At 68.0% G+C, this 15,650-nt stretch carries 16 protein-coding genes and 2 pseudogenes; 16 read left to right on the plus strand and 2 right to left on the minus strand.

Features of this window, described 5'->3' with window-relative positions:
* Window positions 1-8 precede the first annotated feature (8 nt).
* The 5 genes and pseudogenes from AC5Y4N_RS15990 to aroQ all read left to right on the plus strand — a co-directional run bounded on the left by AC5Y4N_RS15990 (window position 9) and on the right by aroQ (window position 3,840).
* Window positions 9-437 carry a prepilin peptidase gene (locus AC5Y4N_RS15990; RefSeq protein WP_499911777.1) on the plus strand — a complete coding sequence of 143 codons (429 nt, stop codon included), beginning with the start codon at window positions 9-11 and terminating at the stop codon, window positions 435-437.
* A 50-nt stretch (window positions 438-487) separates the two neighbouring features.
* Window positions 488-1,690 (plus strand): chorismate synthase, encoded by a 1,203-nt coding sequence (gene aroC / locus AC5Y4N_RS15995; RefSeq protein WP_499911987.1) that lies wholly within the window; start codon window positions 488-490, stop codon window positions 1,688-1,690.
* A 5-nt stretch (window positions 1,691-1,695) separates the two neighbouring features.
* Window positions 1,696-2,211, plus strand: a pseudogene (locus AC5Y4N_RS16000) (shikimate kinase); the annotation flags it as partial.
* Between the two features lie 118 nt (window positions 2,212-2,329).
* Entirely contained in the window at window positions 2,330-3,406 is a 1,077-nt protein-coding gene (gene aroB / locus AC5Y4N_RS16005) for a 3-dehydroquinate synthase (RefSeq protein WP_499911779.1), read from the plus strand.
* Window positions 3,403-3,840 (plus strand): type II 3-dehydroquinate dehydratase, encoded by a 438-nt coding sequence (aroQ, locus tag AC5Y4N_RS16010; RefSeq protein WP_499911781.1) that lies wholly within the window; start codon window positions 3,403-3,405, stop codon window positions 3,838-3,840. The genes aroB and aroQ overlap by 4 nt, the downstream gene beginning before the upstream one ends.
* Window positions 3,841-3,864: 24 nt before the next feature.
* On the opposite strand, the gene AC5Y4N_RS16015 is transcribed toward aroQ, so the two are convergent.
* A complete protein-coding gene (locus AC5Y4N_RS16015; RefSeq protein WP_499911783.1) occupies window positions 3,865-4,503 on the minus strand; it encodes a B-4DMT family transporter in 639 nt (212 codons plus the stop codon).
* A 33-nt stretch (window positions 4,504-4,536) separates the two neighbouring features.
* Between AC5Y4N_RS16015 and AC5Y4N_RS16020 the strand changes: the two genes are divergently transcribed.
* From AC5Y4N_RS16020 to nusB, 3 genes are all read left to right on the plus strand, one after another.
* On the plus strand, window positions 4,537-5,622 hold the full coding sequence (locus AC5Y4N_RS16020) for a M24 family metallopeptidase (RefSeq protein WP_499911785.1): 1,086 nt from the start codon (window positions 4,537-4,539) through the stop codon (window positions 5,620-5,622).
* Between the two features lie 164 nt (window positions 5,623-5,786).
* The gene (efp, locus tag AC5Y4N_RS16025) at window positions 5,787-6,350 is read left to right on the plus strand and encodes an elongation factor P (protein ID WP_499911787.1); all 564 of its coding nucleotides are present in this window, start codon (window positions 5,787-5,789) and stop codon (window positions 6,348-6,350) included.
* A complete protein-coding gene (gene nusB, locus AC5Y4N_RS16030; protein ID WP_499911790.1) occupies window positions 6,343-6,816 on the plus strand; it encodes a transcription antitermination factor NusB in 474 nt (157 codons plus the stop codon). Before efp ends, nusB begins: the two co-directional genes overlap by 8 nt.
* A gap of 23 nt (window positions 6,817-6,839) precedes the next feature.
* Here the strand turns inward: nusB and AC5Y4N_RS16035 are convergent.
* A pseudogene (locus AC5Y4N_RS16035) lies at window positions 6,840-7,638 on the minus strand (ERCC4 domain-containing protein); the annotation flags it as partial.
* 34 nt (window positions 7,639-7,672) lie between these two features.
* Between AC5Y4N_RS16035 and AC5Y4N_RS16040 the strand changes: the two are divergent.
* The 8 genes from AC5Y4N_RS16040 (at window position 7,673) to AC5Y4N_RS16075 (ending at window position 15,637) form a co-directional block, all read left to right on the plus strand.
* The gene (locus AC5Y4N_RS16040; protein WP_499911792.1) at window positions 7,673-7,966 is read left to right on the plus strand and encodes a hypothetical protein; all 294 of its coding nucleotides are present in this window, start codon (window positions 7,673-7,675) and stop codon (window positions 7,964-7,966) included.
* Between the two features lies 1 nt (window position 7,967).
* Window positions 7,968-8,675 carry an acetoacetate decarboxylase family protein gene (locus tag AC5Y4N_RS16045; protein ID WP_499911793.1) on the plus strand — a complete coding sequence of 236 codons (708 nt, stop codon included), beginning with the start codon at window positions 7,968-7,970 and terminating at the stop codon, window positions 8,673-8,675.
* A 246-nt stretch (window positions 8,676-8,921) separates the two neighbouring features.
* Window positions 8,922-9,668, plus strand: a complete 747-nt coding sequence (locus tag AC5Y4N_RS16050; protein ID WP_499911795.1) for a GntR family transcriptional regulator — start codon at window positions 8,922-8,924, stop codon at window positions 9,666-9,668.
* 8 nt (window positions 9,669-9,676) lie between these two features.
* Window positions 9,677-9,904, plus strand: a complete 228-nt coding sequence (locus AC5Y4N_RS16055; RefSeq protein WP_499911797.1) for a 4Fe-4S dicluster domain-containing protein — start codon at window positions 9,677-9,679, stop codon at window positions 9,902-9,904.
* 27 nt (window positions 9,905-9,931) lie between these two features.
* Complete coding sequence (locus AC5Y4N_RS16060) at window positions 9,932-11,362, plus strand: ABC transporter substrate-binding protein (RefSeq protein WP_499911799.1); 1,431 nt, start codon at window positions 9,932-9,934, stop codon at window positions 11,360-11,362.
* Complete coding sequence (locus AC5Y4N_RS16065; protein WP_499911800.1) at window positions 11,359-12,219, plus strand: ABC transporter permease; 861 nt, start codon at window positions 11,359-11,361, stop codon at window positions 12,217-12,219. Before AC5Y4N_RS16060 ends, AC5Y4N_RS16065 begins: the two co-directional genes overlap by 4 nt.
* Complete coding sequence (locus AC5Y4N_RS16070) at window positions 12,216-12,962, plus strand: ABC transporter ATP-binding protein (protein ID WP_499911802.1); 747 nt, start codon at window positions 12,216-12,218, stop codon at window positions 12,960-12,962. Before AC5Y4N_RS16065 ends, AC5Y4N_RS16070 begins: the two co-directional genes overlap by 4 nt.
* The gene (locus AC5Y4N_RS16075) at window positions 12,962-15,637 is read left to right on the plus strand and encodes a fumarate reductase/succinate dehydrogenase flavoprotein subunit (RefSeq protein WP_499911804.1); all 2,676 of its coding nucleotides are present in this window, start codon (window positions 12,962-12,964) and stop codon (window positions 15,635-15,637) included. The genes AC5Y4N_RS16070 and AC5Y4N_RS16075 overlap by 1 nt, the downstream gene beginning before the upstream one ends.
* The last annotated feature ends 13 nt before the right edge of the window (window positions 15,638-15,650 follow it).

Consider the following 15,650-nt stretch of genomic DNA (forward strand, 5'->3'; position numbering starts at 1 on the left):
CTCCATCCGTGGGGCTGGGGGAGTTTTTGGCGGCGCTACTGTGGCTGGCGTTGTTGAGCGGCTACGACCTGCGGCAGCGCCGATTGCCGAACTGGTTGACACTGCCGGGCGCCGTCGTGGTGCTGGTATTGGCGACGGCCTGCGGACGTGGTGTGCCCGCCTTGGCCGGCGCCGCCGGCCTGGGCCTGCTCTACCTCCTGGTGCACGCTGTCGCGCCGGCGGCGATGGGCGCGGGCGACGTGAAGCTGGCGCTCGGGGTCGGCGCGCTCAGCGGCTACTTCGGAGCGGACGTGTGGCTGCTCGCCGCGCTGGCAGCGCCGTTGCTGACCGCGATGTGGGCGGCGGTGGAGCTGCTGCGCCGCGGCGCGCGCACGGTGCCGCACGGTCCGGCGATGTGCTTCGCCACGGCCGCCGCCGCCACGCTGGCGCTCCTCTGACGCCCAATCGCGATTAAGCCCAGCGGCGGTCGCATGGGAAGATGGGACGCGTGTTGCGATGGACGACAGCCGGCGAGTCGCACGGCCGAGCGCTGGTGAGCATGCTCGAAGGCATGGTCGCCGGCGTGCACGTGACGTCCGCCGACATCCGCACCCAGTTGGCCAGGCGACGCCTCGGCTACGGCCGCGGCGCGCGGATGAAGTTCGAAGCCGATGAAGTCACGATGCTGGCAGGGGTGCGCCACGGGGTGACCCTCGGTGGCCCGATCGCGATCGAGATCGCCAACAGCGAGTGGCCGAAATGGGAGACCGTGATGGCCACCGACCCGGTCGATCCCGCGGACCTCGCCGACATCGCGCGCAACGCGCCGCTCACCAGACCCCGGCCCGGTCACGCCGACTACGCGGGAATGCTCAAGTACGGCTTCGACGACGCCCGTCCTGTGCTGGAGCGGGCCAGCGCCCGGGAGACCGCGGCCCGCGTCGCCGCGGGAACCGTCGCGAAGCAGTTCCTCAAGCAGGCCATGGGCGTCGACGTGCTGAGCCACGTCATCTCGATCGGCGCGTCGGAGCCCTACGACGGGCCGCCCCCGCAGCCGGCCGACCTCGACGCGATCGACGCCAGCCCGGTGCGCGCTTTCGACAAGACCGCCGAGCAGTCGATGATCGACGAGATCGAGGCGGCCAAGAAAGACGGGGACACGCTCGGCGGTGTCGTCGAGGTCGTCGCGCTGAACCTGCCTGTCGGTTTGGGGTCGTTCACCAGCGGCGACAACCGCCTCGACAGCCAGCTGGCCGCCGCGATCATGGGCATCCAGGCCATCAAGGGTGTCGAGATCGGCGACGGCTTCCAGACGGCCCGCCGCCGCGGCAGTGTGGCCCACGACGAAATGTATCCCGCACCGGCTGGAGTGCTGCGGTCGACCAACCGCGCCGGTGGCCTGGAGGGCGGCATGACGAACGGTCAGCCGCTGCGGGTGCGCGCGGCCATGAAGCCGATCTCGACGGTGCCGCGCGCGCTGGCCACGGTCGACATGGCCACCGGCGCGGAGGCCGTGGCAATCCATCAGCGTTCCGACGTGTGCGCGGTGCCAGCCGCCGGGGTCGTGGCCGAGGCGATGGTCGCGCTGGTGTTGGCCCGCGCGGCGCTGGAGAAGTTCGGCGGCGACTCGATCAACGAGACCAAGAACAACATCGCCTCGTATCTCGAGGGCATCGCCGCCCGCAGCCGCGACCTTCGGGCGTCGGGGTGATCGTGATGGCGCCCAAGGCCGTTCTGATCGGTCTGCCCGGGTCCGGCAAGTCGACAATCGGGCGGCGCCTGGCCCGGGCGCTCGACGTGGCGTTCCTGGACACCGACGCGGCGATCGAAGCCAAGACCGGCCGCACCATCGCCGACATCTTCGCCGCCGACGGCGAGCAGGAGTTCCGGCGCATCGAGGAAGAGGTGATCTGCGATGCGCTTGCCGAACACGACGGCGTCCTGGCGTTGGGCGGCGGCGCGATCACCACACCGGGGGTGCGCGATGCGTTGGCCGGCCACACCGTCGTCTACCTGGAAATCAACGCGGCCGAAGGCGTGCGCCGCACCAGCGGCAGCACCGCGCGCCCGCTGCTGGCCGGCCCCGACGCCGCCGCGAGGTACCGCGCGCTGATGGCTGACCGGGTGCCGCTGTACCGCCGCGCGGCAACCATGCGGGTCAACACCAATCGCCGCAACCCGGGGGCCGTCGTCCGCCATATCGTGACCCGGTTGGAGAACCCGCAGCCGTCCAGGCGTAAGCGCCGCCATGTATGGCGGCGCTCGCCGATCTCGCTGACCCCCAGCGAAGCCTCGCACGCGCCGCCCAGCCCCGCCGCGCTGGCCGCCCGCAAAGCCGAACGGACGGACCGTGACTGAGCCCGTGACCGTCGACGTCCATGTCGACCCGCCGTATCCGGTGATCATCGGCAGCGGTGTCCGCGCCGAGCTGCCGCGACTGCTTGAGGGCACGCACAAAGTGGCGATCCTGCACCAGCCGGTCATGGCCGAGACCGCTGAGCTCACTCGAACGTCGTTGTGCGACAACGGAATCGATGCACACCGCGTCGAGATCCCGGACGCGGAGGCCGGTAAGGAGCTGCGGGTCCTCGGCTTCATCTGGGAAGTGTTGGGGCGCATCGGTGTTGGGCGCAAAGATGCGATCGTCAGCCTCGGCGGCGGTGCCGCCACCGACGTCGCGGGATTCGCCGCTGCCACCTGGCTGCGCGGCGTGGCCGTCGTCCATGTGCCCACCACATTGCTCGGGATGGTGGACGCGGCGGTCGGCGGCAAGACCGGCATCAACACCGACGCCGGCAAGAACCTGGTCGGCGCGTTCCACCAGCCGCGCGCCGTGCTGGTCGACCTGGACACACTGAAGACACTGCCGCACGACGAGCTCGCGGCAGGAATGGCGGAGGTGGTGAAGGCCGGGTTCATCGCGGACCCCGCGATCCTGGAGCTGATCGAGAACGATGCTCAGGCCGCGCTGGACCCGGGGGCAGACGTGCTGCCCGAACTGATCCGCCGCGCAGTGGCGGTCAAGGCCGAGGTGGTGGCCGCCGACGAGAAGGAATCGCAGCTGCGCGAGATTCTCAACTACGGGCACACGTTGGGACACGCGATCGAGCGCCGGGAGAACTACCGGTGGCGGCACGGTGCCGCGGTGTCGGTGGGCCTGGTTTTCGCCGCGGAGCTCTCCCGGCTGGCGGGCCGGCTCGACGACGCGACGGCCCGGCGCCATCGGGACATCCTGACGTCACTCGGTCTGCCGGTCACCTACGACGCCGACGCGCTGCCGCAGCTGCTCGAGATCATGGCCGGTGACAAGAAAACGCGAGCCGGGGTGCTGCGGTTCGTGGTGCTAAATGGCCTGGCCAAACCCGGCCGGCTGGAAGGGCCCGATCCGGCGCTGCTGGCGGCGGCATACGCGGAGGTGGCGGCGTGACAACGGTCAACGTGCTCAACGGCCCGAATCTGGATCGGTTGGGGCTGCGCGAGCCACAGGTCTACGGCACCACCACATATCAGGAAGTGGTCGCACTGATCGAGAAGACCGCTGCCGAGCTGGGCCTGAAAGTCCTTGTGCGGCAAAGCAACAGCGAGGCCGAGCTGATCGATCTGATTCACCGGGCTGCCGACGCCGACGAGCCGGTCATCCTCAACGCCGGCGGGCTGACTCACACGTCGGTCGCATTGCGCGACGCCTGCGCGGAACTACGGTCACCGCTCGTGGAAGTGCACATCTCGAATGTGTACGCGCGCGAGGAGTTTCGGCACCACTCATACATCAGCCCGGTCGCCACCGGCGTGATCGCGGGCCTCGGTGTGCAGGGATATCTCCTCGCCCTGCGTTATCTGGCGGAAACGCTCGCGCGCTGACCCTCGACTGAACGCGCGGCTGGACTAGCTGCGCTCGGTGCGCTCGGTGCGCTCGCTGCCCTCCGGGTGCGTCGGCCCCTCCTGGGTGCGCTGCTCGTGCAGGCGCGCCTCTTGCGTCGGCGCCTCGTCACGCCCTTCGTCGCGCTGGCGGCCTCCGCCGACCGCGGCGAACACATCGGTGTCGGGCCCTTGGTCACCTTCCGCGCCGTCGCCGCGGCGGGACGACGGATAGCCCTCTTTGGCATAGCGGCGGTCCACCAGGAAGCGGCCCACCGCGACCCCGATCATCGCCATCACGAATGTCAGCAAAGCGGTGTAGGCCGCGAACACGGTGAGTTCGTTCAGCAGGCCCATCACATACATTTCCTTATAGAACAGCGACACGATCCACGACACCAGACCGGACAGCACACCGGCGACAAGTCCCGCCAGCAGCCATGTCATCGCGAGGTCGGCGCGGCGGTCGGGGTCCGGTTGCGCATTGGCGTCACGGCGGCCGTCGACGAAGCCCCAGGCCAGCGCGATCACGGCCAAGATCACCTGCAGCGACACGCTGATGATCGGGGCCTGCGTCTCCCACGTGTTGATCATCGCGGTCTGAATGATGCGAAGCACCGTCTGCAGGAACGCGAAGACCAGTCCGCGCAGCAACCATGACCTCATGGGCGCTGAGCCTAGCGGGTAGCGTCAAGACCTGTGACATATTCCCAGCGCCGCCGCAACTTGTGTCGCCGGCTATCCGCCGCCGGAGTAGACGCGATGTTGGTGTCGGACCTGGTGAATGTCCGTTATCTGGCCGGGTTCACCGGCTCGAACGCGGCCCTGCTGGTGTTTGCCGACGACGACGTTCCCGCGGTGCTGGCGACCGACGGTCGCTACCGTACGCAGGCCGCGCGCCAGTCGCCCGACGTGCGGCTGGAGATCGAGCGCTCCTGCGGGCCGCACCTGGCGCGGCTGGCCGCCGAACATGGCGTGGGGCGGCTCGGCTTCGAGAGCCACGTCGTCACGGTGGACGGCTACGACCAGTTGGCGCGGGCGGCCGGCGACATCGAGCTGGTGCGGGCGTCCGGCAACGTCGAGGCGTTGCGGGAGGTCAAAGACGACGGCGAGAAAGCGCTGCTGCGGTTGGCGTGCGAGGCGGCCGACGCTGCGTTGACCGACCTGATTCAGCGAGGAGGCCTGCGACCTGGGCGCACCGAGCGGCAGGTGGCCCGCGACCTCGAGGCTCTGATGCTCGACCACGGTGCCGACGGGGTGTCGTTCGAGACGATCGTCGCGACCGGTGCGCATTCTGCGATCCCGCATCACCGGCCGACCGACGCCGAGCTGACCTTCGGTGACTTCGTCAAGATCGACTTCGGCGCGCTCGTCGCCGGCTACCACTCCGACATGACCCGGACGTTCGTGCTGGGCCAAGCGGCCCATTGGCAGCACGAGATCTACCAGGTGGTGGCCACCGCGCAGAAAGCCGGTCGGGAGGCGCTGGCGCCCGGGAAGCCGTGCAGCGAGGTCGACGCGGCGGCGCGCCAGGTGATCGCCGACGCCGGTTACGCCGAGAACTTCAGCCACGGACTGGGCCACGGCGTCGGACTGCAGATCCACGAGGCACCCGGGATCAGCGGCGCCTCGGCCGCGACGCTGCATGCGGACGCGGCGGTGACCGTGGAGCCCGGCGTCTACCTGCCGGACCGAGGCGGGGTGCGCATCGAGGACACGCTGATCGTCGGCGACGAAGCGCCGGAACTGCTCACCCGATTCCCCAAAGAGCTCGCGGTCCTCTGACGACGCCGCGCAACGGCGTCTGCCCGATGCGGTGATCGTGTCACCGGCTGGGCGGCGGATGAGAGAATGGGGCCCGAACTTCGGCCCGGCCGCCGATCAGGCCGATCCGGCGAGCGCCGAACGGCCCCATGGACTGTGACTGACAACGAGGAGAACAACCGACCGTGGCAACGACTGCCGACTTCAAGAACGGGCTCGTCCTTCAGATCGACGGCCAGCTCTGGCAAATCATCGAGTTCCAGCACGTCAAGCCCGGCAAAGGGCCCGCTTTCGTGCGGACCAAGCTCAAGAACGTGCTGTCGGGCAAGGTTGTCGACAAGACTTACAACGCCGGTGTGAAGGTGGAGACCGCGACCGTCGACCGCCGCGACACCACTTATCTGTACCGCGACGGCACCGAGTACGTGTTCATGGACAGCGAGGACTACGAGCAGCACCACCTGCCCGAGTCGCTGGTTGGCGACGCGGCCCGGTTCTTGCTCGAGGGCATGCCAGTGCAGGTGGCGTTCCACAACGGCAACCCGCTCTACATCGAATTACCGGTGACCGTCGAGCTGGAAGTCACCCATACCGAGCCCGGCCTGCAGGGTGACCGCTCCAATGCCGGCACCAAGCCCGCAACACTGGAGACCGGCGCGCAGATCAACGTGCCGCTGTTCATCAACACCGGCGACAAGCTCAAAGTCGACAGCCGCGACGGCAGCTACCTAGGAAGGGTGAATGCCTGAGCGCAAAGCCGACCGGGGTCGCCATCAAGCACGAAAGCGCGCGGTGGACGTGCTATTCGAGGCCGAGGCACGTGGGCTGACCCCCGCGGAGGTGGCCGACGCGCGTACGGCGCTGGCCCAGCAGCAGCCCGACGTGTCTGCGCTGAACCCGTACACGGTCACGATCGCCCGCGGAGTCACTGCGCACCGCGAGCACATCGACGACCTGATCTCGGCTCACCTACAAGGCTGGACGTTGGAGCGGCTGCCGGCCGTCGATCGCGCGGTGCTGCGGGTCGCGGTGTGGGAGTTGTTGCACGCCAGCGATGTTCCGGAGCCGGTCGCGGTCGACGAGGCGGTGGAGCTGGCGAAGAAGTTGTCGACGGACGATTCGCCAGGCTTCGTCAACGGCGTGCTGGGCCAGATCATGCTCGTCACTCCGCAGATCCGGGCAGCGGCAGCCGCCGTGCGGGGAACGCCGGACTGATGCCCTGGTGGCCCGGCCGGTCAGTCGCCTTGTTCGGTGAACCACCGCTGCGCCGCCGCCAAAGTAGCGGTAGGTGTACTCCTGAGCGAGCTTGCGGTTCTGGCAGAACACGATCGGCACCGTCGGAAAGCCGACTTGTAGTTCTGCGAGCGCATCGGCGACAGTGGCCGGCCTGACGAACGTCGACGCGAAGATCTCCGAGTACCGGTCTTCCACCACCACTGCCGCCCGCGGCAGCGCCGCCAACTCGATGAGCTGGTATCTGAGCTTGCCGTTGAGCAGGCCGGAGCTAAAGTCCGACAACGACTTTCGTTCGACGGCCGCGACGAGCCGGCCATCGATGTGCAGTCCGTAGTCCCCACAGGCGAGCGGCTGGCGGATGGTGACGACGGGCTTGTCGCTGAAGCTGTACGCGTAGCGCTCATGGGAGTCGACGGCAATGGACAACTCGGGTATGCCGGCGGCCCGCGCGGTCGGGGTGCGCACCCGAGGCCGTGATTGCTTACGGGTGAGCGGGCTCTGCCAGAACACGACGTCGCGGCCGCGTGCGATGGTCTGGACGAGCTGAGAGCGGTTCTCTCTGGACCGGGCGGCGACGACGTCGATGGCGGCGCCTCGACGGGTGCAGGAGCGCAGTTCGACGGTTTCGACGAGCTCGGGCTCGGCGGGCCAGCTCTCGGCGGGCAACGGATGGCAGTACACCGCCTGTGCGCGCGGCCAGGTTCCCGACGTAGCGAATACCAGACCGTCGCCCACCGGAACCCGGATGAGGAAAGGCAGCCGCGACTGAGGGTCCGGGTTCACCGCGACCAGCAGCTCCACGGCTTCTCAGGGTACGGTGTGACATCCTTGCCGGGTGGTCCAAGTCGCGGGTTTGCGCGTCGCGGTCACCGGCGGCGCGCAGGGGATCGGGCGATTTCTCGACGAGGACGCGAAGCTCACCCGTCGTACGGTCGAGCTGAACTTCATCGGCGCCGTCACCGGCCGCGGTGTCGAGATCTCGGCGTTCGGCCCAGGATTCGTGCGCACCGAACGGGTCGCCGGGATGTCAGCGCCGAGAACACTCGAGCGGTTCTTGGTGGTCGACCCCGCCGGGCTGGATGCGGAGAAGCGGGCCGGCTATCAGGCGCGAATGGAAGGAAGTGAGTGACATGGGCGACGCCAACGTGCATACCGAATCGTCCGGTCTGCCGGGGGTTCCCGAAACTGCCCTCAGTGAAGAGCTGATCGCCAGTTTGCCGGCCAACGCGGCGCCCGCGCCGTGGGACTGCCGATGCTCGGCGCTGCTGTGGCTGGGCCGAGGTGGTCGTGCGGCGGCCGCTGCGCTCCCGCCGCGTCTGGCCGGCAGCCCGGCGCTGGCGACGGTCGGCGGCTTCGTCCACTACACCGACACGCCGGTCGGCCCGTACGACGAGGTGCTGGGCATGATCGCGTCCCGCACTGGCTTGCGCCCCTGGGCCAACGTGGCGTTCATGTCGGTGGATTCGCCGTCCAGTCTGGTTGGCGGACGGACGAATTGGGCCATGCCGAAGACCCTCGCCGAGTTCGACGGCGAACCGGGCGCCGGCCGGACCGTCACCGGCACCGGCCGCGACGGAGCCGCATGGTCGGTGAGCGCGACGCCGCGAGTCGTCGGCCCGGCGATCCCGCTGAAGTACCGGGGTACGGCGCGTCAGCAATTCAGCGACGGCCGGATCGGCGACTCGCTGCTGACGTTCACCGGTCAGGTGCGGCCGGCGATCGTGACCGTCGACGTCCGCTCCGCGGGCACGCTCGCCACCTGGTTACGACCGGGCCGTCACATCGGTGCGGTCATCGACTCGGCCACATTCACACTCGGCGAGCCCCGCTTCCGCTAGCGGCTCGACGCGGCGGTCCGGGTGCCGGTCACTGACGCGGTTGCAGCCGCGGCCGCGGCCAGGGGCCCGGGCATTTCGATCAACGCGATTGCAATGTCGAATTGGCTTGTGAAGTGGCGCAATAACCCGTGACCGATCGCTTTGCGCTGGTCGCGACGTCCAATTACCGGCGCAATGGGGCTGGGCCACTTCCGGCCGTGCTCGGCGACACGGGCCGCCCAGCGCTGCCGTCTTAACGTTTTCAGCATGCCAGTTGTCGATCCGACTCCGCTTCGCCGGCCGCGTGCCGACCGCGCGAGGCAGGTCGCCGACGTGCTGCGCCACCAGATTTATGCCGGCGCCTACGAAGACGGGTTGCCGTCCGACGAGCAGCTGGCAGCGGAGTTCTTCGTGTCGCGCAACACGATTCGCGACGCTCTCGCCGCACTCAAGGCCGAGGGGCTGATCGACCGCAGCCCCAAAGTGGGCACCCGGGTCGCACACCGGAAATACGACCACGGCCTCGACGCGTTGCTGGGACTCAAGGAAACGTTCAAGGGCTACGGCGAGGTCCGCAACGAGGTGCGGGCCGCGTTGGAGATCGCCGCACCACCGTCGGTCGCGCGCCGGCTGGCGCTGGCACCCGGTGAGCGGGTGGTATTCGTCGAACGGTTGCGCTATCTCGGCGACCTGCCGCTGAGCCTGGACTTGACCTATCTTGTGCCGGACGTGGGCGCCGACGTCCTGCGCCATCCGCTGGAGACCAACGACATCTTCACGCTGATCGAGGAAGTGACAGGGCAGAGGCTCGGCTCTGCCGCGCTCGCCGTGGAAGCCGTTGCCGCAGACGCTCATTCGGCCGCCACGCTTCAACTTCCCGACGGGGCAGCCTTGTTGATGCTCGAGCGGCTCACCCACCTCGACGACGGCCGTCCCGTCGACCTCGAGTACATCCGCATGCGCGGCGACCGAATAACGCTACGCGGCAACCTGTCCCGTGGACGTCAGGAGTAAGACAAGACATGACGCTGGTGAATCAACGTGTCGACGTTCCTGTGACCATCGACGAGTCGCTGTGTGTCGACGGCTGCACATTGTGTGTCGAAGTGTGCCCACTCGATGCACTGGCCATCAACCCCGACACCGGTAAGGCGTTCATGCACGTCGACGAGTGTTGGTACTGCGGACCGTGCGCGGCCCGGTGCCCCACCGGAGCCGTCACCGTCAACATGCCCTACCTGATCCGCTAACGGACCGCAGTACCCGAAGGACCTTCGATGAAAGTCTCCGTGATCCGGCTCATCGCCGGCACCGCCGCGGTCGTCGTCACCGCTGCAGGATGCTCCCTTGACTCGCAACAGAGTTCGCCGGACGTCGTCAACGTCGTCGTCGGCTACCAGTCCAAGACCATCAACACCGCCACCGCCGGTGCGCTGCTGCGCGCGCAAGGCTATCTGGAACGGCGACTGTCCGACGTGACCGCGCGCACCGGCAAGAAGTACAACGTCCAGTGGCAGGACTATGACACCGGCGCGCCGATCACCGCGCAGATGGTCGCCGAAAAGATCGACATCGGCTCGATGGGCGATTACCCGTTACTCATCAACGGTTCCAAAACTCAGGCGAACGAGCGGGCTCGGACAGAGCTGGTCTCCATCACCGGCTACAACCTCAAGGGTGGCCTGAACGGCGTGGTCGTCAAATCCGATTCGTCGGCAGCCACGCTGAGTGACCTTGCCGGTCAGAAGGTTTCGGCCAGCGTCGGTTCGGCCGGACACGGCATGCTGGTGCAAGCCCTGCAGCGGGCCGGGGTGGATCCCACGACCGGCGTCGAGGTGCTCAACCAGCAGCCGCAAGTCGGCGGATCTGCGCTGGAATCAGGTCAGGTGCAGGGCCTTTCACAGTTCGTCGCGTGGCCCGGCCTGCTGGTGTTCCAGAACAAGGCGCGGCTGCTCTACGACGGCGCCGAACTGGGCGTGCCGACGTTCCACGGCGTCGTGGTCCGGCGCGTGTACGCCCAGCAGCACCCGGAGGTCCTCGACGCGTTCCTGCAGGCGCAGCTCGATGCGACCGACTTCGTGCACCAACAGCCGCTGAAAGCCGCTGAGATCGTCGCGCAGGGCAGTGGGCTGCCGCAGGAGGTGGTCTACCTCTACAACGGTCCGGGTGGCACGTCGTCGTTCGATACCACGATCAAGCCACAGCTGGTCGATGCGTTCAAAGGCGATGTGTCGTACCTGAAGTCGATCGGCGACTTCGCCGATTTCAACATCGACGAGTTCGTCCAGGACGGCCCGCTGCGCGCGGCGTTCAAGGCACGCAACCTCGACTACGACAGCGCGCGCGCCGCCACCGCCAATCCGTCGGCGATCGGCGGCACCGACCCGGTGTGCAATCAGCCGGTCAACAATCCCTCGCAGGCCAGTGAGTTGTGGTTGACCGGTTCGGACACCACCCAGCCGGCGGCCAATCCGACGTGTCTGCTGCGTGCCGTCCGCGAGGCGACGAGCAAAGGCGCGACCGTGCGGGCGGCATATGTGCCCGACACCGAGCTGGGCACGCGGTGGTTCGCCGATCGCGTCACATGGGTCCGCGACGGACAGAACTATCTGCCGTTTTCGACGACGGCCGGGGCCAAGCGTTACGTCGCAACGCATCCCGGCACTGCGACCGTCGACTATCGGCAGGCACTGGCAGGTGCGGTATGACCGCCGTCGACGCAAGCATCGCCGGTCTGCTGCCGGCGCCGGTAGCCGAACCGGTTGCGGTCCGGGACCGGGCCGCCCCACCATGGCGGCGCCGACTGCTGCGGGTCGCCTCGGTTGCCGCCGCCATCGGGCTATGGCAAGTGCTGACGGCCAGCCACGCCCGGCTGTGGATTCGCTTCGACACACTGCCCACGGTCACCGAAATCGCCCGGGTGTTCGTCAAGCGGCTGGGCACTGACGCGTACTGGCTGGACCTGGGGCAGTCGCTGATCAGGATCCTCACCGGGTTCGTGCTGGCAGCGGTCGTCGGTCTTGTCACCGGCGTCATGCTCGGCCGCTCAACGCTTTTCGCCGACACGTTCGGACCGCTCACCGAGCTGGCTCGCCCGATCCCGGCAATCGCTCTCGTGCCGGTCGCCATCCTGCTGTTTCCCAGCGACGAAGCAGGCATCGTATTCATCACGTTCTTGGCCGCGTACTTCCCGATCATGGTGAGCACCCGCCACGCGGTGCGCGCGCTGCCGACGCTTTGGGAGGACTCTGTACGCACGCTCGGGGGCGGCCGGCTCGACGTCCTGCGCCACGTCGTATTGCCCGGAATCCTTCCCGGGCTGTTCGGCGGCCTGTCGGTGGGCATGGGTGTGGCGTGGATCTGCGTGGTGTCCGCGGAGATGATCTCCGGCCGGCTCGGCGTCGGTTACCGAACTTGGCAGTCCTACACGGTGCTGGCCTACCCCGAGGTGTTCGTCGGGATCATCACGATCGGCGTGCTCGGCTTCGCCACCGCGGCGGCCGTGGAGCTGATCGGGCGGCGCGCCACCCGGTGGCTCCCGCGCGCTCAGGAGAACGCCCGATGACCACGACGCTCACGCGCGGGATGCGTCTGCAGCTCGACCGGGTTCGGTTGAGCTACAACGGAATTCCGGTGGTCGACGGACTGAATCTCGTGGTGGAGCCGGGAGAAATCCTGGTGCTCACCGGGCCGTCCGGATGCGGCAAATCGACGGTCCTGCGCGCGTTCGCAGGGCTGCTGCGGCCGAGCGCAGGGCGGGTGCTCGCCGACGATGTGGAGGTGGTCACGACGTCGCGCGACCGCGGAATGGTATTCCAGGACAGCGCCCTGTTGCCGTGGCGCAGCGTCCGGTCCAACATCGAGTTGGCGTTGAAACTGCGCGGCGAACCCCGGGCGGGCCGGCGGGAGCGCGCGGACCGCTGGATCGCCGAGGTCGGATTGGCCGGGTTCGGGGACTACCTGCCGAAGAGCCTCTCGGGTGGGATGCGCCAGCGGGTGCAGCTGGCACGCGGGCTCGCCGGCGCGCCCCGGGCGGTGCTGATGGACGAGCCGTTCGGAGCGTTGGACGCCCAGACCCGAACGGCGATGCAGCGGCTGCTCATCGACACGTGGCGGGCGCATCCGACGACGATCGTGTTCGTCACCCATGACGTGGACGAGGCGTTGGTGCTGGGCGATCGGATTGCAGTGATGGACAGAAGCGGTGGCCTTGCCGCGGTGATCGACGTGCCCCAGCCCAGAAGCGATTTGAGCACAGACCGTGAGGTCCTGAAGTCGGCAACCCTTGCAGCGCTTGGATACTCGTGATGCAGATACCTCACCTGGCCGACAGGACCACTCTCGACTGCGACGTCCTGGTGATCGGGGGCGGCACCGCAGGCACCATGGCGGCGCTGACGGCCGCTGAGCGTGGGGCGCAGGTGCTGCTGCTGGAGAAGGCCCACGTGCGCCACTCGGGTGCGCTGGCGATGGGTATGGACGGCGTCAACAATGCGGTGATCCCGGGCAAGGCCAAACCCGAGGACTACGTCGCGGAGATCACGCGAGCCAACGACGGGATCGTGAACCAGCGCACCGTCTATCAGACAGCGACGCGCGGGTTCGCGATGGTGCAGCGGCTAGAACGCTACGGCGTGAAATTCGAGAAGGACGAGCACGGCGAGTACGCGGTGCGACAGGTGCATCGATCCGGCTCCTACGTGCTGCCGATGCCCGAGGGCAAAGACGTCAAGAAGGCGCTCTACCGGGTGCTGCGGCGGCGCGCGATGCGCGAGAAGATCCGCATCGAGAACCGCGTGATGCCGGTGCGGGTGCTGACGGTGGGCGGCCGAGCGGTCGGTGCTGCCGGATTCAACACCCGCACAGGCGAATTCGTCGCCGTCCGGGCCAAAGCGGTGATCCTCGCTACCGGGGCATGCGGTCGGCTCGGTCTCCCCGCCTCCGGCTACCTCTACGGTACCTACGAAAACCCGACGAACGCCGGCGACGGCTATGCGATGGCCTACCACGCCGGGGCGGAGTTGTCAGGTATCGAATGCTTCCAGGTGAACCCGCTCATCAAGGACTACAACGGCCCCGCGTGCGCGTACGTCGCCAACCCGTTCGGTGGCTACCAGGTCAACGCGCTGGGGGAGCGGTTCGTCGACTCCGACTACTGGTCGGGTCAGATGATGGCCGAAGTGAAGCGGGAGATCGAATCGGCGCGCGGGCCGATCTACTTGAAAGTTTCGCACCTGCCTGACGAGACGCTGACCGCGCTGGAGAACATCCTGCACACCACCGAGCGGCCCACCCGCGGCACGTTCCACGCCAACCGTGGGCACGACTACCGCACCCACGACATCGAAATGCACATCTCTGAAATCGGTTTGTGCAGTGGGCATTCCGCATCAGGAGTGTGGGTCGACGAGCATGCTCGCACCACCGTGCCCGGGCTGTATGCCGCGGGTGACATGGCCTGCGTGCCGCACAACTACATGATCGGTGCATTCGTCTACGGCGATCTCGCCGGCGAGCACGCGACGTCGACCCTTGGTCAGGTGACGCTGCCCGACGCGCTGCCCGAAGACCAGCTGGCGCAGGCGCACGAGTTGATCTACCGGCCGTTGCGCCACCCGGACGGGCCGCCGCAGCAACAGGTCGAGTACAAGCTGCGCAGATTCGTCAACGACTATGTGGCGCCGCCGAAGACGGCCACCAAGCTGTCGATCGCAGTGCGCACGTTCGAGCGGATGAAGGCCGAGGTGGCTGAAATCGGCGCCCGCACACCGCATGAATTGATGCGCGCGGCAGAGGTGAGCTTCATCCTCGACTGCGCCGAGATGGCGGCACGTGCGTCGCTGACCCGCACCGAATCACGCTGGGGCTTGTACCACGAACGCAGCGACCTTCCCAACCGTGACGACGAGCAGTGGCGGTATCACCTGAATCTGCGCAAGCGCAGTGACGGATCGATGGAATTCCTCAAGCGCCCTGTCGCGCCGTACCTCGTGCCGGTGCCCGGCCTCGAGCACGTGCCGTCAAGCGACCGGGTGGTGCTCGTCGAGCAACCGCCGCTCGCCGGAGGACGGGCGCCGCGCAGTGAACAAGGCCGTCTGCCGGCGAAAGCCGCGGTCCAACCGCCGTCGCCGCGAATCGCCGCGGTGCTCGCGTTGGAGTCGCCCAGCCTCTCCGAGCTGGCAGGCTACCTCGCCGATGACGACAGCGGGGTGCGGCGCACAGCTGTCGCCACACTGGTCGAGAACCTGCCGGACGGATACGAGGATGCGCTGCTGCGCGCGCTGGCAGATCGTGACGCCGAAGTGCGTCGGTGCGCGTCTGACGGCTTCCGCGAGGTGGTCGAAGTGTTGTCCCGCCCCGCCGACATCGAACCGCATTTAGTGTCCGGGGACGGAGTCGTGCGAGCGACCGCGCTGTACGTGTTGAGTGCGCGGCGGGTCGGCGACCGGCAGGGGTACCGAAACGCGCTGTCGGACAACGATTATCGGGTACGGATCGAAGCCGTTCGCGCGCTGGTGTCGATCGACGACGCTGACGGTGTCGCAGCTGCCGCCGGGGACGAGAACCGGGAGGTGCGGATCGCCGTGGCCAACGGCTTGGCGACGCTGCGTGCCGGCGCTGACACCGTGCGTCGCCTCATGCGCGACCACGATCCACTGGTGCAGGCGGCGGCGCTGACCGCGTTGGGCGTGATCGGCTGCGACGACGAGGACGTCCCGACGGTCGAGCGGGCGCTGGACTCGTCGGTGTGGCAGATCCGTGAGGCCGCGGCCAAGGCGTTGGCGGCCGGGCCTGCCGGTGTCTCGGTGGCTGCATTGTCTCGTGCCTTGAAGGACCCGCATCTCGACGTCCGTAAGGCTGCCGTGCTGAGTCTGACCCGTTGGGCTCCAACCGAACACGCCGCACGGGAGGCATTGGGTGCGGCACTCGACGACAGCGACGCCGACGTGCGTGCGTACGCTCGTCGCGCGTTGGCGGCTTAGCACACGGGACTGA

This window comes from Mycobacterium sp. NGS19, from assembly GCF_059813155.1.

What these genes read in the sequence shown, in the direction of transcription:
- nusB (WP_499911790.1), top strand. Translation starts at nt 6,343, where the DNA reads ATGCCTGAGCGCAAAGCCGACCGGGGTCGCCATCAAGCACGAAAGCGC.
- AC5Y4N_RS16055 (WP_499911797.1), top strand. Translation starts at nt 9,677, where the DNA reads ATGACGCTGGTGAATCAACGTGTCGACGTTCCTGTGACCATCGACGAG.
- AC5Y4N_RS16050 (WP_499911795.1), top strand. Translation starts at nt 8,922, where the DNA reads ATGCCAGTTGTCGATCCGACTCCGCTTCGCCGGCCGCGTGCCGACCGC.
- AC5Y4N_RS16065 (WP_499911800.1), top strand. Translation starts at nt 11,359, where the DNA reads ATGACCGCCGTCGACGCAAGCATCGCCGGTCTGCTGCCGGCGCCGGTA.
- AC5Y4N_RS16015 (WP_499911783.1), bottom strand. Translation starts at nt 4,503, where the DNA reads ATGAGGTCATGGTTGCTGCGCGGACTGGTCTTCGCGTTCCTGCAGACG.
- AC5Y4N_RS16045 (WP_499911793.1), top strand. Translation starts at nt 7,968, where the DNA reads ATGGGCGACGCCAACGTGCATACCGAATCGTCCGGTCTGCCGGGGGTT.
- AC5Y4N_RS16070 (WP_499911802.1), top strand. Translation starts at nt 12,216, where the DNA reads ATGACCACGACGCTCACGCGCGGGATGCGTCTGCAGCTCGACCGGGTT.
- AC5Y4N_RS16060 (WP_499911799.1), top strand. Translation starts at nt 9,932, where the DNA reads ATGAAAGTCTCCGTGATCCGGCTCATCGCCGGCACCGCCGCGGTCGTC.
- AC5Y4N_RS16075 (WP_499911804.1), top strand. Translation starts at nt 12,962, where the DNA reads ATGCAGATACCTCACCTGGCCGACAGGACCACTCTCGACTGCGACGTC.